This window comes from Ammoniphilus soli (assembly GCF_040813775.1).
The window spans coordinates 134154-159581 of the sequence record NZ_JBEGDL010000007.1 but is presented as its reverse complement, the minus strand read 5'-3'; the positions used below and the strand labels follow the sequence as shown (position 1 = coordinate 159581).

At 46.9% G+C, this 25428-nt stretch carries 27 protein-coding genes; 5 read left to right on the top strand and 22 right to left on the bottom strand.

Annotated features, from left to right (window positions below):
- Positions 1-231: 231 nt before the first annotated feature.
- Genes tsaD through tsaE form a run of 4 tightly spaced genes read right to left on the bottom strand, consistent with a single transcriptional unit; the run spans position 232 to position 2915 of the window.
- Positions 232-1302: a tRNA (adenosine(37)-N6)-threonylcarbamoyltransferase complex transferase subunit TsaD gene (tsaD, locus tag ABLT31_RS16015; RefSeq protein WP_462976500.1), complete on the bottom strand. Its 1071-nt coding sequence runs from the start codon at positions 1300-1302 to the stop codon at positions 232-234.
- Positions 1265-1750: a ribosomal protein S18-alanine N-acetyltransferase gene (gene rimI / locus ABLT31_RS16010; RefSeq protein ID WP_367753322.1), complete on the bottom strand. Its 486-nt coding sequence runs from the start codon at positions 1748-1750 to the stop codon at positions 1265-1267. The genes tsaD and rimI overlap by 38 nt, the downstream gene beginning before the upstream one ends.
- An 8-nt stretch (positions 1751-1758) precedes the next feature.
- Positions 1759-2451: a tRNA (adenosine(37)-N6)-threonylcarbamoyltransferase complex dimerization subunit type 1 TsaB gene (gene tsaB, locus ABLT31_RS16005; RefSeq protein WP_367753320.1), complete on the bottom strand. Its 693-nt coding sequence runs from the start codon at positions 2449-2451 to the stop codon at positions 1759-1761.
- Positions 2448-2915, bottom strand: a complete 468-nt coding sequence (gene tsaE / locus ABLT31_RS16000; RefSeq protein ID WP_367753318.1) for a tRNA (adenosine(37)-N6)-threonylcarbamoyltransferase complex ATPase subunit type 1 TsaE — start codon at positions 2913-2915, stop codon at positions 2448-2450. The genes tsaB and tsaE overlap by 4 nt, the downstream gene beginning before the upstream one ends.
- Before the next feature lie 155 nt (positions 2916-3070).
- Between tsaE and ABLT31_RS15995 the strand changes: the two genes are divergently transcribed.
- Both ABLT31_RS15995 and cmpA read left to right on the top strand, forming a co-directional pair.
- The gene (locus ABLT31_RS15995) at positions 3071-3412 is read left to right on the top strand and encodes a hydrolase/acyltransferase (RefSeq protein WP_367753316.1); all 342 of its coding nucleotides are present in this window, start codon (positions 3071-3073) and stop codon (positions 3410-3412) included.
- A gap of 88 nt (positions 3413-3500) precedes the next feature.
- Entirely contained in the window at positions 3501-3626 is a 126-nt protein-coding gene (cmpA, locus tag ABLT31_RS15990) for a cortex morphogenetic protein CmpA (protein ID WP_367753314.1), read from the top strand.
- A 47-nt stretch (positions 3627-3673) separates the two neighbouring features.
- Here cmpA and ABLT31_RS15985 read toward each other — a convergent pair whose 3' ends face one another.
- The 13 genes from ABLT31_RS15985 to ABLT31_RS15925 all read right to left on the bottom strand — a co-directional run bounded on the left by ABLT31_RS15985 (position 3674) and on the right by ABLT31_RS15925 (position 17605).
- Entirely contained in the window at positions 3674-5833 is a 2160-nt protein-coding gene (locus ABLT31_RS15985) for a Tex family protein (protein ID WP_367753312.1), read from the bottom strand.
- A gap of 203 nt (positions 5834-6036) precedes the next feature.
- Complete coding sequence (ndoA, locus tag ABLT31_RS15980; RefSeq protein WP_367753310.1) at positions 6037-6387, bottom strand: type II toxin-antitoxin system endoribonuclease NdoA; 351 nt, start codon at positions 6385-6387, stop codon at positions 6037-6039.
- A 3-nt stretch (positions 6388-6390) separates the two neighbouring features.
- Positions 6391-6660 carry a CopG family ribbon-helix-helix protein gene (locus tag ABLT31_RS15975; protein ID WP_367753537.1) on the bottom strand — a complete coding sequence of 90 codons (270 nt, stop codon included), beginning with the start codon at positions 6658-6660 and terminating at the stop codon, positions 6391-6393.
- Between the two features lie 268 nt (positions 6661-6928).
- The gene (alr, locus tag ABLT31_RS15970; RefSeq protein ID WP_367753308.1) at positions 6929-8083 is read right to left on the bottom strand and encodes an alanine racemase; all 1155 of its coding nucleotides are present in this window, start codon (positions 8081-8083) and stop codon (positions 6929-6931) included.
- Positions 8084-8091: 8 nt separating this feature from the next.
- A complete protein-coding gene (locus tag ABLT31_RS15965; RefSeq protein WP_367753306.1) occupies positions 8092-8517 on the bottom strand; it encodes a hypothetical protein in 426 nt (141 codons plus the stop codon).
- A 143-nt stretch (positions 8518-8660) separates the two neighbouring features.
- Positions 8661-9698, bottom strand: coding sequence for a DUF4367 domain-containing protein (locus tag ABLT31_RS15960; RefSeq protein ID WP_367753304.1), 1038 nt, complete (start codon positions 9696-9698; stop codon positions 8661-8663).
- A 121-nt stretch (positions 9699-9819) separates the two neighbouring features.
- The gene (locus ABLT31_RS15955) at positions 9820-11349 is read right to left on the bottom strand and encodes an NAD(P)H-hydrate dehydratase (RefSeq protein ID WP_367753302.1); all 1530 of its coding nucleotides are present in this window, start codon (positions 11347-11349) and stop codon (positions 9820-9822) included.
- A 66-nt stretch (positions 11350-11415) separates the two neighbouring features.
- A complete protein-coding gene (gene acpS, locus ABLT31_RS15950; RefSeq protein WP_367753300.1) occupies positions 11416-11796 on the bottom strand; it encodes a holo-ACP synthase in 381 nt (126 codons plus the stop codon).
- A 151-nt stretch (positions 11797-11947) separates the two neighbouring features.
- Positions 11948-13696 carry a pyruvate kinase gene (gene pyk, locus ABLT31_RS15945; protein ID WP_367753298.1) on the bottom strand — a complete coding sequence of 583 codons (1749 nt, stop codon included), beginning with the start codon at positions 13694-13696 and terminating at the stop codon, positions 11948-11950.
- Positions 13697-13713: 17 nt separating this feature from the next.
- The gene (pfkA, locus tag ABLT31_RS15940; protein ID WP_367753296.1) at positions 13714-14673 is read right to left on the bottom strand and encodes a 6-phosphofructokinase; all 960 of its coding nucleotides are present in this window, start codon (positions 14671-14673) and stop codon (positions 13714-13716) included.
- Positions 14670-15650 carry an ROK family glucokinase gene (locus tag ABLT31_RS15935; RefSeq protein WP_367753294.1) on the bottom strand — a complete coding sequence of 327 codons (981 nt, stop codon included), beginning with the start codon at positions 15648-15650 and terminating at the stop codon, positions 14670-14672. The genes pfkA and ABLT31_RS15935 overlap by 4 nt, the downstream gene beginning before the upstream one ends.
- A gap of 153 nt (positions 15651-15803) precedes the next feature.
- Complete coding sequence (locus tag ABLT31_RS15930) at positions 15804-16829, bottom strand: sugar-binding transcriptional regulator (RefSeq protein ID WP_367753291.1); 1026 nt, start codon at positions 16827-16829, stop codon at positions 15804-15806.
- Positions 16830-16918: 89 nt separating this feature from the next.
- Positions 16919-17605 carry a polysaccharide deacetylase family protein gene (locus ABLT31_RS15925; protein ID WP_367753289.1) on the bottom strand — a complete coding sequence of 229 codons (687 nt, stop codon included), beginning with the start codon at positions 17603-17605 and terminating at the stop codon, positions 16919-16921.
- A gap of 116 nt (positions 17606-17721) precedes the next feature.
- Between ABLT31_RS15925 and uvsE the strand changes: the two genes are divergently transcribed.
- A complete protein-coding gene (gene uvsE, locus ABLT31_RS15920) occupies positions 17722-18687 on the top strand; it encodes a UV DNA damage repair endonuclease UvsE (RefSeq protein WP_367753287.1) in 966 nt (321 codons plus the stop codon).
- A gap of 68 nt (positions 18688-18755) precedes the next feature.
- On the opposite strand, the gene ABLT31_RS15915 is transcribed toward uvsE, so the two are convergent.
- From ABLT31_RS15915 to ABLT31_RS15895, 5 genes are all read right to left on the bottom strand, one after another.
- Positions 18756-19178 carry a hypothetical protein gene (locus tag ABLT31_RS15915; protein ID WP_367753285.1) on the bottom strand — a complete coding sequence of 141 codons (423 nt, stop codon included), beginning with the start codon at positions 19176-19178 and terminating at the stop codon, positions 18756-18758.
- 350 nt (positions 19179-19528) lie between these two features.
- Positions 19529-21124: a peptide chain release factor 3 gene (locus ABLT31_RS15910; RefSeq protein WP_367753283.1), complete on the bottom strand. Its 1596-nt coding sequence runs from the start codon at positions 21122-21124 to the stop codon at positions 19529-19531.
- 76 nt (positions 21125-21200) lie between these two features.
- Positions 21201-21818, bottom strand: a complete 618-nt coding sequence (locus tag ABLT31_RS15905; protein WP_367753281.1) for a YdcF family protein — start codon at positions 21816-21818, stop codon at positions 21201-21203.
- Positions 21790-23298, bottom strand: a complete 1509-nt coding sequence (locus ABLT31_RS15900; protein WP_367753279.1) for a hypothetical protein — start codon at positions 23296-23298, stop codon at positions 21790-21792. Before ABLT31_RS15900 ends, ABLT31_RS15905 begins: the two co-directional genes overlap by 29 nt.
- Positions 23295-23825: an RNA polymerase sigma factor gene (locus ABLT31_RS15895; protein WP_367753277.1), complete on the bottom strand. Its 531-nt coding sequence runs from the start codon at positions 23823-23825 to the stop codon at positions 23295-23297. The genes ABLT31_RS15900 and ABLT31_RS15895 overlap by 4 nt, the downstream gene beginning before the upstream one ends.
- A gap of 195 nt (positions 23826-24020) precedes the next feature.
- Here ABLT31_RS15895 and ABLT31_RS15890 point away from each other — a divergent pair, with 195 nt between their 5' ends.
- Positions 24021-24386, top strand: coding sequence for a group I truncated hemoglobin (locus ABLT31_RS15890; protein WP_367753275.1), 366 nt, complete (start codon positions 24021-24023; stop codon positions 24384-24386).
- Between the two features lie 125 nt (positions 24387-24511).
- Positions 24512-25375, top strand: coding sequence for an SDR family oxidoreductase (locus ABLT31_RS15885; protein WP_367753273.1), 864 nt, complete (start codon positions 24512-24514; stop codon positions 25373-25375).
- The last annotated feature ends 53 nt before the right edge of the window (positions 25376-25428 follow it).

Below are 25428 nucleotides of genomic sequence, written 5' to 3'. Positions count from 1 at the left end.
GTTATACACAACCTTTATTGCTATAACCGCGCGTTTCTACTCCATTATCCACATATTCGACAAAATCCGCTTCAATTTTTATTAACGACCTGAGTAAAGCCTAAACCTTGATAAATCAGTTATTCACAGACTTACTCACATTATCCACAGAAACTTATGAATAACTTGTCCACGGGAACATATGTATGTAAAGAAACGCAAAAAAAGACAACTAGTAACATAGTTGCCTTTTTAACTTAAGGGTAAACCAGGAATTGCATTCAAATCCAATTCGCTGAAATTCCCTTTAAGATATTGGATATACCCTGCTGCGGCAATCATCGCTGCGTTATCCGTACATAGAGAAAGCGGCGGGATAACCAGGTCGATCCCTTCCTGCCCGCTCCTCCGCGCCAGTTCCGTACGCAACCCTTGGTTGGCAGCCACCCCGCCGGCTAAGAGGACTTGTTTTACTCCGTATTGCTGAACGGCGCGAAAAGTTTTTTCCACCAGCACTTCTACCACAGAAGCCTGGAAGCTGGCTGCCACATCCGCTGGAGCTAAACTTTCCCCACGTTGCTGAGCATTGTGCAAGGTATTAAGTACTGCCGATTTTAGCCCGCTGAAACTAAAGTCATAGGAGCCCGGCTCAAGCCAAGAGCGAGGGAAGGGGATCGAAACCTCTCCCTCATGCGCCAGCCGATCGATATGAGGGCCTCCCGGATAAGGCAAGGACAGCGAACGAGCCACTTTGTCATAGGCTTCGCCTGCGGCATCATCTCTGGTTTGGCCTAAGATTTCGTAGGATCCATGCTCCTTCATGTACACCAACTCTGTATGTCCTCCGGAGACCACAAGAGAAATCAGCGGAAATTCCATTTCCTTAACCAAACGATTCGCATAGATATGGCCTGCTATATGATGCACGCCAATTAAGGGGATGTGTCTGGCATAAGCGAGGGCTTTCGCTGCCGAGACTCCCACCAGCAATGCCCCGACTAGCCCGGGACCATAGGTGACGGCAATGGCAGATACATCATCTAGTGAAATTTCAGCCTTATCTAACGCTTCTTGCAGGATGACCGTAATCCCTTCCACATGCCTGCGGGAAGCGACTTCCGGCACCACGCCGCCAAAGCGCTTGTGGATATCAATCTGAGAGGAAATCACATTCGAGCAGATTTCCACACCATCTCGAATAACCGCCGCTGACGTTTCATCGCAGCTCGTTTCAATTCCTAGAATATAGCAGGGCTTCCCGGAAGCTTTTTGCCGTTCATATTTCTCAAGAGCTTTTTGTTTCCATCGGTTTGTCTGCATCATGATCAAAATTCACCCACATAATCAGGGCATCCTCGCCATTATCGGAATAATATCTTGGACGAACCCCGGTTTTATCAAAGCCTAGCTTTTTATACAGATTCTGCGCTACCGTATTGGATGCCCTGACCTCCAGGGTCATGGCATTCGCTCCTTGGCGGATGGCATGGAGCTTCATCGCAATCATCAGCTTTTCGCCCCATTTCTTCCCCCTGTATTCAGAAGCGATGGCAATATTGGTCACATGGGCTTCATCCCCGATGACCCACATGCCTCCGTATCCCGCTACTTGTCCTTCTACCTCCAGAATCAAATAATAGGCAAAATGATTATTGACTAATTCATTTTGGAAAGATTGCCTGGACCAAGGAATCGTAAACGTCGAATTTTCAATCTCCTCAATGGCATCTAAATCGTCTAGCGTCATGCGCCGAACAAGATAATTGTCCATCTCATCACCTACTTTTTCTGGGAAGCCAACCATTTCGACTCTGCTTCCGCAAGCTGGAGATATTGAGGGGCAAAAGCATCCACTTCCATATGAAGCCCGTCACGTATCTTTTTCAACCCAGTTCTAGCGATATAAGCTGCTCTGGGAACATTCCACTCGGCTTGTCCAAAAAAAGCTAACGCTCCCATCTTATCCACAATCGTCTCGCGATGCAGCGCCGCATCATCACCTAAAAACAAGACAGGCTCCCCCGCTTCCGCTAATTCCTTTGCCCATTCCTCCATGAGACGAATTTGGTCCTCCGCCACGCGATTTCCGTTTTCGAACAAGCTTGTATACGCCTGTCCTCTTCTGGCATCAAATAACGGACATACTCTCCCGGAGAAATATGGAACATTTCCCGCCACCGCTTCCAAGCTGGAAATGCCCACAAGAGGAATCTGAAGGGACCAAGCCATCGTCTTAGCCGTGGTGACGCCCATGCGCGTACCCGTGTAGGATCCAGGACCGTGAGCCACCGCAATTCCATCCAGCTCGGCAGGGTCTACCTCCACTTCATCCATCAGGAGAGAAATGGCTGGCATGAGCCGCACTGAGTGATTTTTCTTCAGATTGGTCGTATATTCTCCCAATAGCTTATCTTCTTCCATTATCGCTACGCTTAGAACTAAGTTGGAAGTATCGATCCCAAGTATCTTCATTTCTTCAACTCCTCACAAATCTTACGGAAGCGCCCGCCCTTTGGAGTGACCTGAATCTCTCGGGAATCCCCTTCCAATCGCTTGATATAAATGGACAGCAATTCAGGAGGAAGAGCGGAAGGAATCCGGCTTGCCCATTCTACCACCGTCACGCCTTCCCCGTAAAAATACTCATCAAATCCCATTTCTTCAAATTCATCATCCATTCGATACACATCCATATGATAGAGGGGCATGCGTCCCTGATATTCTTTGATCAGCGTAAAGGTCGGGCTATTCACCACTCCCTTAACCCCTAGGGCCTGTGCTAATCCTTGTGTAAAGGTCGTCTTCCCCGCTCCAAGGTCCCCCTCCAAAGCAATCACATCGCCCGGTTCAAGCCGCTGCGCCAGCTTTTCCGCCCACTTTTTTGTGTCCTCCGGAGAGTGAGAGGTAAAAATATATTCATCAACTGAAGGATTCAAGTTAAGACACTCCTACTAAATTAGAAATTGTTCCCTGCTTATTATATCTTTCACCAACCTTGACCGCAATAAAACCACCCGGAAACTTGAAAAGGCAAAGGGGATTGAAGTAGACTTAAAAGCAGATAGAAAGCAGAAAAGATGGAGGAAAAAATATGCGCTATTGCCTGCTTCAAGGACAACAAGGCCTTGAATTTGTCGCTATACCCAAAGACCATATGTACCAATTTGTGGCTTTATTTCGCCGCTTGCACAAAGAAATCGATAAGCTGACCGCTGGACAAAAGCCTTCCCTGCCCACCGTTATTGCTGAATGCAGCGACTTGGAGCTGGTTTCCTATGACCATGAGGTGGCATCAGGCCTGGACTATATCAATCGCTTGGAAGCTAGCTTCGCGGGAGTACAGGAAGAAAATTATCCGCTGATCTCCCTTTTGACTGAAATCCGCGCTTTTCAAGCTCAGTTAGAATATTTAGCTGAAGAAGAAGAAATTTAGTTGTTCACCCTCTCCCCTTTTCTGAATATCTTATAGGTAACAGAACTCCCTAGAAGACAGCAGAAAGGGGACAGAGGAGGGACACATGATGCCAGAGTGGCTGCGCAAACAATTAATGCGTGCCTTTCTCGGTAAAGACCGGAGACAAATCCGTCTTTTAAACGATTGCTGGTTCGTCTACAAACAAAAAAATAACGGCAGAAGCTTTTCTTAAAGCTTGCTTAGAATATAAAAAGAAGCAGTCTGGGAGACTGCTTCTTTTTATGATGTGATCGGAACCATCGAAAGCCCTACACGCATTTTCTTGACATCGATTTCCGTCACCCAGACGGTTACAATCTGACCGACAGACACCACGTCAAGAGGATGCTTGACATATTTTCCGCTCATTTTCGATATATGGACAAGACCATCGTTTTTCAATCCAATATCCACGAAGGCTCCGAAGTCTACCACGTTTCTCACCGTACCTTGAAGCTCCATGCCTACCTTTAGATCCTCGATCGTCAGTACATCCTTTAGCAGCAACGGCTTCGGCAATTCATCGCGAGGATCTCGGCCCGGTCGCAGCAAGCTGTCCAGGATGTCTTTGAGGGTGGGCTCTCCCACTTCTAACTTTTCAGCCATCTCTGGGATGTGCACCGCTTGCAGCTTTTCTTTCGCTTCCGGTGAACCAATGTCCTCCGCTTGGATCCCGATCAATTCAAGCAGCTTGGCAACCTTGTCATAGGATTCAGGGTGGATTGGGGTTTTATCCAAAGGGTTTTCCCCATCCATCACCCGCAAAAATCCGATACACTGCTCATAGGTTTTATCTCCTAACCGGGGGACCTTCTTCAATTGAGCGCGATTGGAGAATTTGCCGGATTCCTCTCGCATTTTCACAATGTTCTTCGCTACCTGCTTGCTTACGCCGGATACATACTGAAGCAAGGAAGGAGAAGCCGTATTTACATCCACACCCACGTAGTTTACTGCTGATTCGACAACGAACTGCAGGCTTTCCGCCAATCGGGTCTGACTTACATCATGCTGATACTGACCTACCCCAATGGATTTCGGATCAATTTTCACCAGCTCCGCTAGCGGATCCTGCAAGCGGCGGGCAATGGAAACCGCGCTTCGTTCCGCTACATCCAAGTCAGGGAATTCTTCCCCAGCCAGCTTAGAAGCGGAGTAGACGCTCGCCCCAGCTTCGCTGATGATAATATAGAAAATCTCCTGATCCATTTCCTTCAGCATGGAGGCTGCGAATTCTTCTGTTTCCCTGGACGCTGTCCCATTTCCAATAGCAACGAGATTGATTCCGTAGGTTTGGATGACATCCTTAAGTATTCGCTTGGCCTCTTCCACTTTTTTGGCTGGAGGCGTAGGATAAACGACCCCTACTTTCAAAAGCTTTCCTGTTTCATCTACGACAGCAAATTTGCATCCTGTCCGATAAGCCGGATCAAGTCCTAGAACCATTTTTCCTTTTACGGGAGCTTGCAGCAACAACTGGCGCAAGTTTTCTGCAAAGATATGAATTGCTTGCTCTTCAGCCGTTTCCGTTAGCTCATTTCGCACTTCCCGCTCAACCGCCGGAGCAATCAGGCGTTTATAGCTGTCCTCCAAGGCCTGTTCCAAATAAGTTGCGGCTACGGTTTGACGGGGAATGTATTTCTTTGTCAGGTAATGCATAATAGGATCCGTATCTACTTCTAGCTTAACTTTCAGGATGCCTTCCTTTTCACCTCGGTTGATGGCCAAGATGCGATGCGGGACAATCCGCTTCACCGGTTCCGAGTACTCGTAGTACATCTCGTAAACGTTCTTTTCCGATTCCTCGTCTTCTTTTTTCTCCGTTTGGATTAAACCGTTTTGCATCGTCTGCTTGCGAATCCACTTTCGGACGTCCGGATCATCGGATGCCATCTCTGCAATGATGTCCATCGCTCCATGCAGAGCTTCTTCCGCAGAGGTGACCTGTTTCTCTTCGTTTATGTACTGCGCAGCTTCTTCCAGCGGATTTCCCTTCATGGGCAAGCTCATAAGATAGACGGCCAGCGGCTCCAATCCCTTTTCTTTTGCCATCGTCGCTCTCGTTCTTCGCTTTTGGCGATAAGGACGATAGAGATCCTCTACTTCCTGCAGCTTCGTAGCGGCTAGAATGCCTTTTTCCAGCTCCTCGGTGAGCTTGTCCTGCTCTGCGATCAGACGGATGACTTCCGCCTTCCGTTCTTCCAGGTTACGCAAATAAGCCAATCTCTCTTGAATGGTCCTTATTTGATTTTCATCTAGCGTTCCAGTGACTTCCTTTCGATATCGGGCAATAAACGGAACGGTATTCCCCTCATCAAGCAATTCTACTGTATTTTTTACAAATTTGGATACGATGCCGCTTTCCTGCGCGATCGTTTCAATCATTTGGTTCAAATCCATAGCCTTTCGCTCCTCCGATAGCAACTAACTGCCTTCCATTCTATCACAATCACTGCCGGAATATCTAACCTATAGCCTTAAAAGAAAAGTTAAAGGGCTCACCGAAGTGAGCCCTTACATGATGGATATTCATGTTAATTACAGCTATAAGATTAGCTTGCCAAAAAAATATTCGAATTATTGCAAGTAATGAGCTATATGAACTAAAAGTCAATCAATCCTAGACTAATTTGCAAGGCTTCATTCACCTTATCCATCATCTCATCATCCAGATGGGTTATTTTATCCGTCAAGCGCTGCTTGTCGATTGTACGTATTTGCTCCAAAAGTATGACGGAATCACGGTCAAATCCATAGCTTTTTGCATCAATCTCGACGTGTGTAGGAAGCTTAGCCTTCTGTATCTGAGCTGTTATGGCCGCGACGATGACCGTCGGACTGAAACGATTTCCTATATCATTTTGGATAACTAGCACTGGACGAACTCCGCCCTGTTCTGAGCCCACAACAGGAGAAAGGTCCGCAAAGTAGACATCGCCACGTTTAACAATCACAAACTACACCCCGCTTACTAAGCGGCCCAAGGTATAATTCGCTTCCTCTTCCGCTTGAAAAGCCTCCGAAGCCATGTTGAGATTAATGTTGGCCATCTCCATGTACCCCTTCTGCATGGTTTCACGGATATGGCGCTTCTTGCGCTCTCTAAGATAGAGTTTCATCGCTTGTCTGATAAATTCGCTTCGATTTGATTGTTCTCTTTCCACGACACCATCCACCTCTTCCAGCAAATGATGCGGCAAGCTGATCATAATACGCTTGGTATCCATCCTAGACAAGACAAACGCACCTCCAACGACACTTACACCATGTGATCTGCATAAAACGCATGCAATAATACCATTATGTCGAATTGCATGCAGAAATATACCAGTGAGTATATATCCTAGCACGCATCTTCATTCAACACAAGATACTAATTCTCTGACGAAAGCCGATTTCCTTCTACCAAATAGTAGAAATACTGACTCCACTGGCGCATTATACTCCATGATTGTACCATTATACTCGGATTCCCGACAAGTTAATACGACATTTTCATAAGAGAAAATTTTTGGTCATTACGGTGATGCCATCCCTTAGGTACACCCTAGGAACCCGCTTGCTGATCATGCAAGTCACTTCGTAATTGATGGTCTGAAGCTGATCGGCCACCTCATCTACAGGTATCCGTTCTTGATGCTGCTGCCCCATCAATACCACTTCATCCCCTATACGCGCATCTGCCACTGTTGATACATCGAGCATCAGTTGATCCATGCAGACTCTTCCGACAATAGGCACCCTGTTTCCTTTCACTAAAGCATTCCCTTTATTCGATAAAGAACGCGAGAAACCATCGGCATATCCGATAGGAACAGAAGCGATGATTGATTCCGTTGTAGTCGTATAAGTAGCACCATAACTAATTGATGTTCCGGCTGGCACTTCTTTGAGGTGGGAGATTTTTGATTTTAGAGAAAAAGCCTCTTTTAGATCGATCCCTTTATCTTTTGTAAAAGAAGACGGATATTGTCCATATAAGCTTATTCCTAAGCGCATCATGTTATAACCCCAATTTGGATAAAGAATCCCGCCGGCGCTGTTGCTGCAGTGGACAAAGGGGAAAGAATACGATTCAATCGCTTTTCTAAACGTATGATGCTGATTCTCCGTATATGACGGATCTTCTTCATCCGCACAGGCAAAATGGGTAAAAACCCCTTCCGCCTCAACGCGCGGGGACTGCTCTATCGCCTGCATCAGCAAGTCGAGCTCTTCTTTTGTCCGGACACCGATTCGCCCCATCCCAGTATCGAGCTTCAAATGAACCTTCGCCTGCTTCTCCAGTCGATCCGCTTCCCGCTGCATGGCATGAATCACTTCCGGATGGAATGCCGTCAAGGTGATGTTTTGGGAGATGGCTTCCGCTGCAAATTCATGGGCGGTGTAGCCGAGTACAAGAATAGGAGCGGTGATCCCTGCTTCCCTAAGCTCGATGCCTTCATCCAACAAGGCCACCCCCAGATAGGATGCGCCTGCGGCTAAAGCTTCTCTGGCTACAGGAACGGCACCATGTCCATACCCATCCGCCTTAACCACCGCCATAATTTGGGTTTGCTGAGGAAGGTGGGTCCGGAAAACCTGTACATTATGGGCAATGGCATCAAGATCAACCTCTACCCACGTATCGCGGTAATACTTTTCTCCCATAGGTTTCATCACCTTTTCTTAGTTTTTCGCACTTTCTGTAATTGATTATCCAATTTATTTAAAAATTCCCGAGATACCATTAAGGGTTCCTTTTTCCCCTTTAACTTAAATAAAGCCTTCCATTCCGAGGCCCTCTCTACTTCAAGCAGTGAAAATACCCGTTCTTTCCCCCGTAAACGGATAATGAATTCCGTCTTGGTCAGGATGTATTCTGGAGCAAGCACCTTTTGATAGAGAACGGGAGCTCCTCCAATAATAAGAACAGCAGATAGAACAGCCATTACTTTATATAAACCACTTTCTGCAGGTATATAGCCAGCCAGGGCAAATATCACCGCCATATAGGCAAGCGTCTCATAAACCCGGTATCTTCCAGGGCGTTTTTGGAAGATATCCATATAGCCGGATTGCTCTCGAATTATGACATCTTTCATCCTATGCCCTCCTTGCCCTACCGCTAAGAAAGGCAGCCCGCTTTAGGCTGCCTATTTTCATCTCTACCTTAGCGGATTTGTTGAAGGAAGTCAATTTGTTTAACTAAAAAGAAAAAGGGAGCTTTTCCGCTCCCCTTTTCTGCTTATTTTCCTATTTGATTAAACGTAGACTTTGCCACCGAGATCATTTCTTCTTCTGGAAGGTCCCCGGTCAGTAGATATTCTACCCCATCGTAAGTCCAGGTCATCGTTTTCTTTCGCTCACCTGTCATTACCGCAACTGTGTGGCCCAGATCAATGATTTCCCCATTAGGGTAGCTAACCGTAGCAGCCTTCGGCCTCTCTTCGATTAAAGTAAAGTTATAATCTCCCTTGTATCGAAGAACGACCTGTGGTCCTTCTGCCGTATCAGCTTTTTGTACGCCAGAGAAGGTTACCCCTTCCGGCACATACGTAGGCTGGATGACACCAAAGCTGCCTTTTGGCTCTTCTTTTGGCTCTTCTTTTGGTTCCCCGTTAGCCATCGTAGGGATAGATGATGGAAGCATGCTGGTTTCCATGTTCCGATCTTTATTAAAGGAGTCGGAGTCGAATTTCGCATCCGCTTCGAAATTAGCGAAGTCTACAGTGACCATCACATTTTTGTTCGAATCCATAACGTCAACCTTAACAGGCGCCAGATCTGTTCCTAGCCAAATCTTCTGTGTCGTCAATGAACGGTTCTGATAGTCGGCCTTGACCTCGAATGCATACTTGCCTTCTTCCTCTGTAAATACGCGCTGCTCGTCATCCAAAATGCTCTTCACCAAAGATTCGTAAAGATAAACTTGAGCATGGTTTTCCGGCCATCCGCTTTGGAAACGGAAGCTCTTATTCAGATGAGGGGTAAGGACAAACACACCCTCTTGATTGCGCAGAATGATTTGAGTAATCTCTCTTTCTTTCGAGGTTAGGGCTACCCGGTAAAAATCCGGTTTATTATGCCACACTTCAACGTCATAGGTTTGTGGGTCTTTGCCTGTCTGCAGCGTAAGCTTTGCGTTCATCTTATAGCCCGTCATCTTATCGACTTGCGTTTTCAAGTCCCCGACTATGTCCTCTACACCCTTAGGGCCGCAACCTGTAGCGAGCATGGATATGATCGTAACGAGCATGATTAGCCATCCTAGTTTGCGTTTCATTCCTGTTTCATCCCCTTCGCTCATTTTGGCAAGAAAACTTGTCTGACAGGTTTTCTTGGTTCCTGTACGTGTATACAGGAGAACAAAGGAGGGTCCCTTTTCGGGTTATATACTGTGTATTTTACGCGTGATTCGCTAAAAGACTTTTCACAGCTTTTCCGATCCAGGTTCCCAGATCATAAGCTGCACCGCTGTATTCGTCCATGAATTCCCCCGACATTCCATGAAGATAAACTCCTAACAGGATCCCTGACAGCATGTTCCCCGTTTGATTAACGAAGGAACCGATCATGCCTGATAGGACATCGCCAGATCCCCCTTTGGCGAGCGAAGAGCTGCCGCGCGGACTGACAAAGAGTTCTCCTTGTGGAGTAGCAATGATGGGATAAGTTCCTTTAAGCACAACATACACCTGATGGTCAACAGCAAACTGTCGGGCAACGTGAGGCCGCTGGGCTTCTACTTGCTGGACGGATATTCCTGCAAGCCTGGCCATTTCGCCGGGATGGGGAGTAATCACAACCTGCTCTCGGCGCTGAATCATCCTCAGATCCTTAGCTAAAAGGTTCAAGGCATCGGCATCGAGCAAAAGCGGCCCTGCCGTATGGCGAACAATCTGTTCCAGCCACTCGCTTCCAGGGGCCTGGCCGATCCCAGGGCCTACAATGGTAAAATCGTATCGCCCTTTTCTTTCCGTGAGCAGCTTCCAGCTATTTTTAGAGAAATAGCCTTCCGTCTCCGGCCAAAGCCAGTAAACGGGTTCAGCTACTTTTCCCGCAACCATCGGCTGGATGGTCTTCGGAATAGCCAAAGTCACCATGCCTGATCCCGATCGAAGCGCTCCGATTGAAGCGAGTGCAGGAGCCCCTACATACGAATGGCATCCGGAAATGATGAGGACGTGCCCGTAGGTCCCTTTATGCGAGTGGCGGGTGCGATTCGGGATAAGCGAAGCCATTCCCTTCTCGTCCAAAACTCGGGCAGAAGAAGCGATCTGTTCCCCCACCCAGTTTGGAATCGAAATATCCTTCACAAGAAGCTCGCCACAGTAAGCAGCCCCCGGGAACAGATATTGCCCCCACTTCGGGTAAGCGAAAGTCACCGTAAGGTCGGCTTGAACCGCTTCGCCTTCTACAGCACCCGTATCCGCGTTGACACCGCTTGGGATATCGATGGCGATCACCTTGGCCTGTTCCTGTCGGTTGACTTCTTGGATAATCCGACCCATCGGCTCCCGAGGCGGTCCCTGGACTCCTGTTCCGAGCAGCCCATCCACGATAAGATCCGCCCACTTCAGATCAGCGGTAAACTCTTTCCAGTTCAACTCATTGAGTTGCTTGAGCGCATATCGGCTTCCGATCAGTGCACCAAAAGCGATGTAGGCATCCTCACTGAATTTTTCCTGAGATCCCGCGAACCAGGTAAGCACCTGAAACCCCTTATTTTGCAGATGCCTGGAAACGACAAAGGCGTCACCGCCATTGTTGCCATGACCGGCCAAGATGACGATTCGGGCATCCGCCCATCGTTCCTCCACTGCTTTAGCAACAGCTTGCCCTGCTGCCTCCATCAAAATGATGCCTGGAATGCCGACTTCCTCCATGGCGAAGCGGTCAATCTCTCGCATTTGCTGCGCATTCACCAAATACACCCTTCTTCCCTCCTGATCCCGCGTTATATATGTATGTCCACACCTGTCCAGTTATTCCGACTATGCTTACGTCACCTCAATAATAACCTGTGCGACGGCATATTGCTTTTCATGAGAAATTGAAACATGGTAGACTTGCTGCCCCTCTGGAGCATGTTGGGCTAACCAAGTCTCAGAAACCTGCAGGGTTGGCTTGCCTCTATCGTCACGCTTGATCTGGACATCCTGCCAGCTCAGCTCCTTGCCGAATCCAAAGCCCGTCGCCTTAGCAAAGGCCTCTTTCGCCGCAAACCTGCCCGCCACATATTCGACCAGGCGGCTTCCCTCAGGCAGCCCAACTCTCTCTTCTTCCGTAAGAATTCTACGGATGAATTTTTCTCCCTGCCGGTTCAGCACCAGTTCCATTCTTTTTTTATCGACAATATCGATTCCTATCCCTTTGATCATTGGGGGTCTCCTAACCATTAATATCCTTACTTTAAATATAGATGACTTCAAAAAGAAAAGAAAATGATGACTACAAAAGCCGAATGATGGATCAACCTAATCAACCTAAAAAAGGTGTGAATCCCCTTGGACTCACACCTTTTCCTTTTACTTACAGCACTCGAGCAAACCCGTGATAAATATGCCCTTGATGCGGATCAACAGTTATTTCGTCTCCGTCCTTCAAGAGGGTTGTTGCATCCTCTACGCCGATGATGACGGACTTGCCTAAATGAAGACCAACAATCGCTCCGTGAGAAGTCAAACCGCCCTCTTCTGTTATGAGTCCGGCTGCTTTTTCGATATACGGAGTTATTTCCTTATCCGTAGCTTTGCCGACTAAAATGGTATTGGCGTCAACTTGGGATTCCCATCCTTCCGATCCGACCACGACAACTTTGCCAGTTGCGGAAACATCGCCGATCCCTTTTCCTCTGGCAACTACTTTTCCGACCACATGGACTTTCATCATATTGGTGGTTCCAGGCTCGCGGACTGGCACACCGGCTGAAATGACGATGAGATCCCCACGCTTGATGATTTTTTCGTGAACAGCTGCTTGAATGGCCTTTTCCATCATTTCGTCCGTGTTATCTGCACTCTCAAACTTGATCGGGACCACACCCCAGACTAGAGCGAGTCGATTCACGATGTGATCATGCGGTGTGACGGCAACAATCGGGCAAGCCGGGCGATGCTTGGATACCACGTGGGCGGTATAGCCGCTTTCCGTTGGCGTCAGGATAGCTGCAGCATTCAAAGAAGAAGCCGTAGCCGTAACAGCCTGTCCCATAGCATCCGTGATCGTCACTTTGCCAGAAGCAAAATTTTGCCGGATTCGTTCCCTATACATTGGGGATGACTCCGCACGGCAAGCGATCCGATTCATCGTTTCGACGGATTCAACAGGGTATTTTCCTGCTGCGGTTTCTCCAGACAGCATGATTGCATCCGTACCGTCAAAAATGGCATTCGCTACATCGCTCGCTTCTGCACGGGTCGGACGAGGATTATTCTGCATGGAATCAAGCATTTGTGTGGCTGTAATAACTGGTTTTCCCACTCGATTGCAGCTGCTGATCAATTTCTTTTGAACCAGCGGCACTTCTTCGGCCGGAATTTCTACCCCAAGATCGCCGCGGGCTACCATAAGACCGTCTGCTACCCCAAGAATTTCATCAGCATTTAATACGCCCTCTTCGTTCTCGATCTTGGCGATGATCGAGATATTGGCACCTTGCTCTTCTAACATCTGGCGTATTTGCAGAACGTCGGAGGCTTTGCGCACAAAAGAAGCCGCGATAAAGTCCACGCGTTTGCGAATCCCAAAATTGATATCTGAGACATCCTTTTCCGTAATGCTTGGCAGGTTCACTGCGATCTTGGGCAAGTTAACGCCTTTTCGATTTTTCAGAACGCCTCCATCCACCACTCGGCAACGCACATCTCTAGATCCAATTTCCTCCACTTTGAGCTCGATGAGGCCGTCATCAATGAGAACAGTGGCTCCCACGTTCAAATCCTTCGGCAGCTGTTCATAGGTGACACTGACTTTTTCCTGATCCCCTTCCAGCTGCTCGGTCGTTAAAATAAAGGAATCACCCGTTTTTAAAGTAATCTGTCCTTCCTTGAGTACCCCTGTACGGATTTCAGGTCCTTTGGTATCCAGCATAATAGCCACATTCCGGCCTAATTCCTTTGCACACTCTCGGATGCGGTCAATCCTCACCTCATGCTCTTCATGAGAACCATGCGAAAAATTCAAGCGAGCTACATTCATACCTGCCATAATCAGCTTTTTAAGAGTTTCCGGCTGTTCACTTGCTGGGCCAATTGTACATACGATTTTGGTTCTTCTCATCCCGTCACCTCATTTGTTTATATGGAAAGACTTCTGGCTAAGTGATATTTTGACATGTCTAAGGTATGTTTATCTTTGGCCGCTTCAAGGAAAGGAGCATGAACAAGTTGTCCGCCCTTTAAGCCAACCATGACGCCCTTTAATCCTTCAATAAGTAGATCTACCGCTTTTGCTCCCATCTGGCTTGCCATCATTCGGTCATAAGCGCTTGGCGAACCCCCTCGCTGAAGATGACCCAGTACAGTGACTCTCGTTTCTAAACCAGTCCGTTCCTGAATAATCTTGGCAATTTCTGATCCGCTGCACACCCCTTCAGCCACGACAATAATACTGTGTTTTTTCCCGCGGCGGTTACCGTGCTCCAAACGGGTGATAACATCATCCATATCCGTTTCTGCCTCGGGGATAATAATGGATTCTGCGCCCACACATAATCCGGCCCATAAAGCGATATCTCCCGCATCCCGGCCCATGACCTCGATGATATAGGTCCGTTCGTGGGATGAAGCCGTATCACGGATTTTGTCGATTGCCTCGACCACCGTATTGACTGCAGTATCAAACCCGATGGTATAATCCGTTCCAGCAATATCATTATCAATGGTTCCAGGAATCCCAATCGTCGGAAATCCCTGTTCGGTTAGCTTGCCTGCTCCTCGGAAGGAACCGTCACCGCCAATCACGATCAGTCCATCGATTTCGGCCTCTCTCATCTTCTTGAGGGCTTTTTGCTGTCCTTCTGGTGTCTTAAACTTTTCGCTGCGGGCACTGCGCAAAATCGTTCCGCCACGGTGTATTATGTCTCCGACACTGCCCAAGTCCATCGGTATGAAATTACCATTCATTAATCCATCATATCCGTGCTCCACGCCAAAAACGCTCAATCCTTGATAAATCCCCCGGCGCACAACAGCCCGGATGGCTGGATTCATGCCTGGTGCGTCTCCACCGCTCGTTAAAACGGCAATTTTCCTCATGGTAAATCCCCCCCAATTCCTGCATTTCGATGGACTAGCCAAGCAGCTCCAAGCCATCCCGCTCGATTCCCAAGCTTAGCTGGCAGGATGTCGGTTGATCCACTTACTCTGGATAGCGCATACTTGTTGAAATTCTCTCGAATAGGGTCCATGAAAAAGTCCCCTGCCTTAGAAACTCCGCCCCCAATGATGATTTTCTGAGGGTTCAATACATTCGACAGCTGGGCTAGCGTAAGACCCAGGTAATATCCGACGTGACGGACAATCCTTTGCCCTATTTCATCCCCCTGCTTGGCCGCATCGATAACATCCTTGGCCGTTACTGTTCCTGTTCTTTTCATTACATCAGCCAAGAGAGTAGCTTCCCCTTCTTCCACAGCTTTTTTCCCATAAAAGGCTATCGCCGTGGCAGAAGTTTCCGTTTCCAGGCAACCGGTTTTACCGCAATTGCAAGGGCGTCCTTCATCAGGCCGGACGGTAACATGGCCAATCTCACCGGCTAATCCGTTTGTCCCATGGAAAATATCCCCATTAAAAATGAGTCCTCCACCAATTCCTGTGCCTACTGTTATGCATATCAAATGGTCTGCCCCTCGGCCAGCCCCCTGCCACATCTCCCCAAGAGCTGCCGTGTTGGCATCATTATCAATATAACAAGGAATTCCAAGCAATGTGGTTAACTCCTGTTTGAGAGGGACATCCCTCCAGCCTAGATTGACAATTTCATAGACAAATCCCTTCTCGATATCTAGTAAAGCTGGAACTCCGACCCCGACACCAGACAACTGATTTAGGGATAGATTCACCTCTGAGAGCAAGTCTTGGAGCATCTGTTGAAATGCTTCCAAAACCTTACTATAATGTCCTTGGGGTGTAGGCCGCTCTCGTTCAATGACCATTTCCCCTTGCTCTGTGCAGATTCCCATCTTAATCGATGTTCCGCCCAGGTCAATGCCAGCATAGAACCTCTTACCCATAATTCGTGCTCCTTAGAATCTGGACTGATTACGTCCCATGATTACATTTTTTGTCCATGGTCATATTTTATACGATTTCAATTCGATTGACAACGCCCATTTTTGTATTATTCTGCCAAACCATGCCCGTGCTATTCAAGCTTTTCAAAGCGCCTAAGCATTTAGCTTAAGCACCCCTTCGGCAGCCGATTCATCCATAATCATGATATCGATAAACCCTACTCTGGCAATCGCATAAATAGCTTCTGCTTTGTTAATTCCCCCAGCCAAGCCAATGACATATCTTGCCTGCTTGACATCCTCCAACTGGAGGCCCATGGTTTCCATGTGGTAAACGATCTGTCCATTCCTATTAAAATAATAGCCAAAGGCTTCGCCTACAGCATTTCCCTGCTCAAGAATCTTAAGCAATTCACTTGGGGCATTTCGTCGGATGGCCATCTCCATTGCTCTACCGATTCCATGGACAACCACCTCAGATGAACGGATTAATTTCAGCATTTCGCTAATATAGGGATCGTTTTGCAGGGACTGGTAAGCAGAAGCACCTAAAAAGTCAGATATATGCAGCATTCGATATTGAGCCCCTAGCTTCTTCGCACAGTTTGCAGCTATCTGATTAGCCTGAAGCTCCACGTTTTCCCCAAGTCCTCCCCTTGCTGGGACAAATATAGCATCAGGGAATTGTCGGGTACTGCTCATCATTTCCGCCATCGTGGCGATCGTAGAGCCTCCCGTCACAGCAACTATATCCTGCTCTTTTAAAATGGACAGCAAATGAATCGCAGCTGCCCTCCCCAACTCCTTCTTGTCTAATTCCGATTCATCGGAACGGCCAGGGACCACAATGACCCGTTGGACTTGAAGCGTTTTTTGCAGCTCAGCTTCCATGTCGGATAAGCCATAGACATCTTTAATTAAACTTTCCAGGGATTCCAGTACCTGCAATCCCAAATCGGTCAAAGACATCCCGATACTTTCAACATGAACAAGACCCTGCTCCTTCAAAAAATCAACCTCTGCCCGTAGGATTCTTTCCGTCGTATTTAACGAAGCCGCCAGACTGCGGCGCCCGATCGGCTGTTGCAGATAGATGTTTCTCAGTATGGAGAGGCGCTTTTGCATGACTTCTACTAAGTCTGGTACTAGCTTGAGCTGCAACGAAAGAAATTCGCGCATAGCTATTCTCCTCTTGGTATATTTTGACTCTTGGTCTCATTATACGTTGATGGGACAATAATTACAACGAAGGACAAATCCAGTCCCTCCTACTTAATCTCCAGCAGCTCCGATACGGTGACAAATTCATAGCCATCCTTCTTTAAATCATGAATTAAGGATAGAAGGGCTTTTATCGACTCTTCTTGATTCACCCCGCCATCATGAAAAAGCAAAATATCCCCTGACCCTACCTTATTTTTAATACTGCCGGCAATCACTTCTGCCGTTCGGTCTCTTTTCCAGTCCTTCGGGTCTACAGACCAATGGATCAATTCATAGCCAGCATCATATGTAGCCTTGAGTACAGCAGGCGTAACCACGCCTCCCGGAGGACGATAGCAGGTCGGACGGTACCCCGTAGCACTAAGGATCACCTTCTCGGCACGTTTAATTTGCTGATAAACTTCAGCACGCTTTAATTTTTTGATATCTGGATGGGAATAGCCGTGATTTCCTATCTCGTGACCTGCCTTATAAATCCATTGTAAAATTTCTGGGGTCTTCTCCGCCTGCATTCCCAGAACGAAAAAGGTCGCTTTTACCCCTTCCAAGTGCAGAGTTTCCAACAAAATAGGGGTATATTTAGGATCTGGGCCATCGTCAAAGGTCAGCGCTACCACTTTTTTATCCGTATCGATCTTTAAGATCGGTGTCGCCTGATCCGTGTTCCCATGGGCATAGGGAATCGATGCGAATAACAATAGCGAAAAGATCCATAACACTTTCCATCTCATCAGCCTTCCTCCTTTTACAGAACACTTTCCATAGTATGATCTCGCAGAAAAGGAATCATCCTTGGCAGGAGGCTCAAACTAAACCTAAGAATCAAAGGATATAGGAGGGATCTAACATGAGGGTACGATTAGGGTATGTCGCCTTATCACTTGAAGTGAAGGACAGCTCCCCCAACAAGACCATTACTTGGAAAAATCTACAAAAGGTCAATCCTCAATATTACATCTCCAGGTTGAGACTGTTGTCAAAAGAGAATTTGAAAAACCAACTCCGCTTGCTCCGATATAACCTAGGAGAAAAAATTATGGTTTATCGCTTTACCTCCAAGCTTATCCCTTTGGCTACTCATGAAGCCGCTGCCGGTTGGGATTTCGCAAAGGATTTAGCTGAAGAATTTGCAGAAATTGGCGAATTTGCCCGAAAGCATGACATGCGGATAAGTTTTCATCCTGACCACTTTGTGAATTTGAACAGTCCCAAGGAAGATATTGTTGCAAAGTCAATTCAGGACTTGAATTACCACCTGCAGCAGAGCTTAGCTATGGGAATGGATGAACGAATGAAGTTCAATATTCATCTGGGAGGAGCCTATCAGGATAAAGGAAAATCGATTCAGCGCCTCATCGACAACTTCCGCCTGGTCCCCGAGGAAATCCAAAAAAGGCTTACTTTTGAAAATGATGACAAAACCTTTACCGCTCAAGAAACCTTAGAGGCTTGCCAGGCCCTGGGCATTCCCATGGTGCTGGATATCCATCATCATCGCTGCAACCATGAGCAACAGGATATTTTCTCTCTTTTGCCTGCTATTTTTGCTAGTTGGAAGGACACGGGACTTCCGCCAAAAATCCATGTTTCCAGTCCGCGAGGGACAGAGTCCCCTGCTGCAATGAGGAGCCATGCCGATTTTGTCGACCTCCATGACCTCCTCCCCTTTTTACACATGGCCAAGCAGCATACGGATGCTCTCGACGTCATGGTAGAAGCTAAGAACAAAGATCAAGCGTTAAAGCAACTCATGAGCGAATTGTCAAAACAAGAGGGAGTTCACCCATTAACAGAAGCTTCCTTTGAAATCTAATATGTATGCATGAAAAGCCTATGAAGGAAGAGAGGTGTTCCTTGCTCTCCGCCAACATAGGCTTGTCTTTAAACAGTTATCGTGCGGATTAAGTTTTTCTTCGTCTTCGTAATACTCAATCCTTCCCAAATATCCGGCTTTGCAGCAATGACCTCAACCAATTCTCCCTTATCATCATAGACATAAATGACATCATTTCGATCAAACTCGGTATCACATTGCAAACAGTACCAATGCTTTTCCGCAAGAATGTAGTTGACGAGCTGACTTTCCTGGCAAACCGGACAGCTCCGTTGCTCCACGTTCTTTTTTCGGTTATATCCTGTTTTCATGGTCTGTTTTTTCGGCAAATGGAGATTGAACTTAGAAAACCATGCCCTTACCGTTTGGGGAGTGACATTCCATTTCTCAGAAATCCAATCCACCGTCTTGCCAGCAATTAAAAAGCCTTTAAGTGTATCTTTATCGGGTGTACTCTTAATTCCTTTCATCCTTATTCGACTCCTTATATCTTTTTTATATATAAATGAAGAATATTAAATTCTAATATTTACTTTTATGTATTAATACGAATTATCAAAGGAAGAAGTTTCGTTTTTTTTATAAAAAAACTTATCAAATGAATAAGAGGTCTGACTTTAATTCGTCGTATAAAGTAAAAAATAACCGGAGAAAGTCCGGTTATTTGAGAATTCGAAATAAGAATCAATGCTATAACAGGAGAAAATCCGACTATTCTTTAAAAAATGGCCAAAACCATGAGATAATGGGTCTTAACAGGAAAAAGTCCGCTTACGGAAAATCTCCTGTTACCGCCCGACCCCAGTGTGCCCACTATTCCCTACAGCTTCGTTGGGCTATCCACAAATCGGATATCCGGATACTTTTCTTGCGCCCAGCGAAGTCCGAACTCGTTCTGGAACAGAGCTACGAAACGATCTTGTTTATCCAAAACGATCACATTGCTTCCGTTCACAAATTTAGTGACCAGGTCCTTCGGCCCATCCAACCAACGGGCTAGCTCATAGCCCAAGCGGTGCAGCTGGATATCCACCCCATACTCCGCCTTCATCCGATGCTCAAATACTTCATACTGGAGGACGCCGACAACGCCAAGAATCATCTCATCGATTCCTGTTCCATGCGTTCTAAATATCTGGATCGCGCCTTCTTCCGTTAACTGGTCGACCCCTTTATGGAATTGCTTGTACTTCATCGCGTCCTTCACGGTTACCTTGGAAAAATGCTCAGGAGCAAAGTGAGGCATCTCATCAAACGTAAAAGTCTCCCCTTCGCATAAGGTATCTCCGATTTGGAATAGGCCTGGATCGTACAAACCAATAATATCTCCTGGGTAGGCTTCCTCAATGATTTCTCTTTCTTGGGCGAAAAATTGCTGAGGCTGCGATAGCTTGATCGTTTTTCCCGTACGCACATGCTGGACAGGCATACCTCTTTCGAAATGCCCCGAACAAATCCGCAAAAAAGCAATGCGATCGCGGTGCGCCGGGTTCATATTAGCCTGGATCTTGAACACATAGCCAGAGAACTGGGGACGGTTAGGCTCGACTTGCCCTTTTTCGCTTTTCCGCGGTCCAGGAGGCGGAGCGAGCGTCAAGAAATGGTCCAAGAAGGTTTGGACCCCGAAGTTATTAATCGCACTGCCGAAATAAACAGGCGTCAGCTCCCCTTTTTGAATCCGTTCCATGTCAAAAGGATCTCCCGCTACGTCAAGCAGCTCGATATCCTCCATTACTTTTTCATAGAGTGACTCCCCTAGAAGGCTGATTAAGGCCTCCTTGTTCCCGTCAACTACTTCTACTTCATCTTTTTCATAGTAATGGCCATGTCGATAAAGAACCACTTCATTTTCATTGCGGTCATAGATTCCCTTAAAGTCCTGTCCCATGCCAATCGGCCAGTTCATCGGACAAGAACGGATGCCTAAAACCTCTTCTAGCTCTTCTAACAAATCGAGAGGCTCTCGTCCTTCCCGGTCCATCTTATTAACAAAAGTAAAGATAGGAATGCCTCGCATACGGCAGACGGCAAAAAGCTTTTTGGTTTGCGCCTCTACCCCTTTTGCCGCATCGATCAGCATGACGGCGCAGTCCGCCGCCGTGAGGGTCCGATAGGTGTCTTCACTGAAATCTTGGTGACCAGGCGTATCCAGGATGTTGACCTTGATATCCTTATAGGTAAATTGCATCGCACTGGAAGTAACCGAGATTCCTCTTTGCTTTTCAATTTCCATCCAGTCGGATGTTGCTGTTTTTTGCGATTTGCGCCCTTTCACCGCACCTGCCAAGCGAATGGCTCCCCCAAATAGGAGGAGCTTTTCCGTAAGAGTTGTTTTCCCTGCATCAGGGTGGGAAATGATCGCAAAGGTACGTCTGCGGTCAATCTCCGTTAGCATTTTTTCATGAGTTTTATCCATATGAATCTCCCTTGAGTGAGAAAATAAATTTAAGTGATATACAACCATTCATTGTACATCCAAATACGGGAGAAGTCTAGCGTGTAAGATCATCCAATTCTTTATCTATATTTATCGAATAGGCAGCAAGGGCCAAGCATTCCCGAATCGTATAATACACCACGTTTAAGGGAGTTACCGTGACCGGTTCAGCCGTTACTGATAAGCCTAGATCGCCAGCCATTTTCAAGGCACGATACGTATGGAATCCATGGGTTACCACAATTGCGGAATGCAGCCCCTGATCGCTCATAATCTTTTGACTGAATACTAGATTCTCCCACGTGCTGGTTGAACGGTCTTCAAGCCATATGGCTTCCCCTGGAACCCCTTTCTGGACGAGATAGTCCCTCATCACTTGCGCCTCGGAAACCTCTCCTTGACCGATCCCGCCGGAAACTATAATCCGATCTGTCATTCCCTTCTGATATAAGCCTAATGCCACATCCAGCCGTTCCCTCATCGCGGGACTCGGACGTCCATCCCAAACCGCCGCTCCTAGAACAATCGCACAGTCGCTTTTTATGCCCTGGGCTGATTTCCAGGTGGACACGATTTTCCAGCTGGTCCACCCCAGATAAGCAGCCGCTGCCAGCGTCATAGCCAGCATCAGATACAGCCATTTATTATTTTTTAAGAGGAATAATCTGATCATCGACCTTCAGCGTCCCATCTTGCTGGAATTCGTAGCTTGAAATAAACTCACGTTCAATCGGTGCCATCACTTCCTGGCCGGATTCTAAATCAACGACACATAGGTACATCTTGCCTGCTGCATCAGGCGGAAAGCTGTGTACGCGAAACGCAGCCCATTTTCCATCCGAAGAAAGCTTGGCTTCGCTGTCCAAAGCGATCGGTTCATTGAAGGTCTTTTCATAGACGGCGCTATATTGATTATTTTGCAAATCATACAGCCCAAATCGCAAGCCAAAGCTCTTTTGGTCTGCGGTAAAAACAGAGCCGATGAGCTGCTCCTCCCCTTCTTTTATTCCTCTGAAATGGTACTGGTCATAGAACCGCCCCTTCGAAAGAACGGCCAGATTATCAATGGGCAGGAATTCTCCTCGGTCCAGATGAAAAGCATGCAGCCTTTCCGTCCCGTGGAACGATACGTCCATGATCCGGGCTCCCACGCTAACAATGGCTACCCGTGGCTCTTTTCCTACGGGAACCGTAATTTTCTTTACGTACTGGCCCTTCGGAAACTCTGGAAGTCCCACCTTGTATTCCCAGGCGGATTGATTCTGCGGATTGACGCCGTAGAACGAGAGAGAACCAGGATTATAAACCAACAGCTCTTCATCATTCACCCATGCTACCTCCCAGTTCATGCTTTGTTCAGGCATCTCCAGGTTCACTTCAGTCGATTCACGGGTAATTTGGCCATATAAAGGTTTGAAGGTTTGTTCGTCCAGCTGTCCAACGATCCACTCTTCGTTACTTTCCATAGCGAGATAAGCCGTGTTCCCAGATGGCGACCATTCCAACGTATGGCTGGTATTATAGCCTGGTTGAGGAACGTCCTGGATTTCGTTGAACGTTCCATCCTGTTTTAAAAGATAGAAGTGGTCTGTTCTTTTCACTTTTTTGTCCTTTACGAGCTCCTTATCCTCAATAAACCAGACATAAAACTGGCCCTGCTGGTTCGGAAACGGATAGCTTCTAGCCGACATAATCTGGGTATCCTTTGTTTCATAGAGGAGCACTCCCCTGCCTTCGATTACAGCATAAAGCTTTGTTTTATCCGGCGTCGTAAACAAGGCTAGCTTATGGTTACCGAGATAATCCGAGTCCATCAATTCCAGCTGATTTGTATCGATCGGTTCCCACTGATCGGAAGGCATCGTAACCGGTGGACGAAGAGCCTGAGATGGATCCGGGTTTTCCTGCTGATTGACTTGGTTGTTTATCCAACCTATAAGGTTGCCTTGAGAAGCTAATGCGCCTACGAGCAGTGTCGCAGCTACAGTCCCTGACCAGGCTACACCCCGAAAAAATTTACGCTTTCTTTTAACCTCTCTTGCCTCTTGCAGAAATTTAGCTTTTAGGCGAGCTTCAAAGGCAGGATCGGGCTCAGGAGACGTATACTGCTGCAGCGATTCAATGATCTTCTTTTCTTCAGATTCTTGTCTCATTGGATTTCCTCCTTCACCCCATTTTCCTTGCTTACCAGTGTTCTTAGTTTTGCCAGCGCCCGATTCTGCGTAACACTCACTTGATTAGGCGATACATCCAAATACAGCGCCGTCTCTTGAACGGAAAGACCCTTAATAAATCGGAGATAGATGACCGATCTCATCTTCTCGGGCAAATACATCAGCATTTTGTAAATGGAGTCTTTTTGCTCCTTTTTTTGCAAGACCTCTTCAGGCAAGTCGAAATCATCTGCCGCTTCATAGTCTTCCGGAATGTGATTTTTCCAGAATGTCATGAATTTCTTTGTCTTTTTTTGTCTTGTGAAATCTATGACTGTCCTTCTCGCAATGGTGTAGATCCAGGTTGAGATCGAGCTTTCTCCGCGAAATTGGTGGTAAGAAGAAGCCACCTTCATAAAAACCTCTTGTGTAATATCCTCCGCATCTGTCTTATTGCCTACCATGTAATAGACATAGTGATAGATCGAATGGAAATTCTCTTGGAACAATCGTTCAAACTCATCCATGTTTATACCTCCCCCCAATGAGTTGGCATCCTTGAAGCCCTGGGGTTGTTATCTATTTATTTAGACGAAGAAGACCTGCATTTCTTACAACCAAAATCTTTTTACAGAATATCATTGATTCAGTGATATATATCACTGAAATCAAACAAGCTTAACCATATATTTAACGTAGAAACCATATTAGGAGGGAAAATCATGCAGGAAACCCAAACACTATATGAGCTATTAGGTGGACAAGAAGGAATCGCTAAGGTCGTTGATCATTTTTACGTGAAGGTTCTCGCTGATGAAACCATCAGCCATTTTTTCACAGACACGGATATGGAAAAACAACGCCGTCATCAAACATTATTTATTAGTTGGGCAGTCGGCGGTCCGAATCAATATAGCGGAAAAAGCATGGAACGCGCCCATGAGGGGATGAACCTGCAGGAAGCCCACTTTGGCGCCGTAGCCGGTCATTTGGTTGAAAGCTTGCAAGAGTTCGGTGTAGAACAGCAGTATATTGATCAAGTGGTGGCCAAGCTTCTGACCTTAAAAGACGCCGTTTTAGGAAAATAATATTTCTTCATGGAAATCCCCCTTAACTTCACGGGGGTTTTTCTTTTTCATATAAAGTCATTGCAGTACAAAAATATGGGAATCCTACTCCAGGACATAATTATAAAAAGGAGACTTAACTCATCATGAATCAAAATCAAAAATCAGGATTCCCTCCCCAACATCAAAATCAGCAGCCTGGAATCGAGGCAGAAATGAATCCCCGCCCCATCTCCATTAACCCTTCAACCAACAGCGGAGGGAAACTGCAAAACAAAGTGGCCATTATAACGGGTGGCGACAGCGGCATCGGCCGCGCGGTCGCTTATGCCTATGCCCAGGAAGGTGCAGATCTCGCCATCGTCTACCTGAATGAGACGGGGGATGCAGAGGAAACCAAACAACATGTGGAAAGCCAAGGCAAGCGTTGTCTGCTATTTGCTGGAGATATTGGCGATGAGAGCTTTTGCAGCCAAGTGGTGAAGCAGACGGTCCAAGAGTTCGGACGACTGGATATTCTCGTAAATAATGCAGCTGAGCAGCATCCTCAAAAAAACATCTTAGATATTGCCACCGATCAATTAGAACGAACCTTTCGGACCAATATCTTTTCCTTTTTTCATTTTACCAAGGCTGCACTTCCTCACCTCAAGCAAGGAAGTGCCATCATTAACACGGCATCCGTAACCGCCTATAAAGGAAATGAACAGCTGCTAGATTATTCAGCCACTAAAGGGGCCGTGGTTGCCTTTACTCGTTCCCTAGCCCTGCAGCTGGCTAATCAAGGGATTCGGGTAAACGGTGTAGCCCCCGGCCCTATTTGGACTCCCTTGATCCCTTCTACTTTTACGGAGCAGGAAGTCGCTAAATTCGGTACGGATACGACGATGAAGAGAGCAGGTCAGCCCGTCGAAGTGGCTCCCAGCTACGTCTTCTTAGCTTCCGAGGACTCCTCCTACATGACCGGGCAAATGCTCCATCCGAACGGCGGAATACCGGTCAATGGATAAACCTATTCAATCCGGGAATTTTATAGAGGGAAGAAAGTAAAAGGAGGGATAAC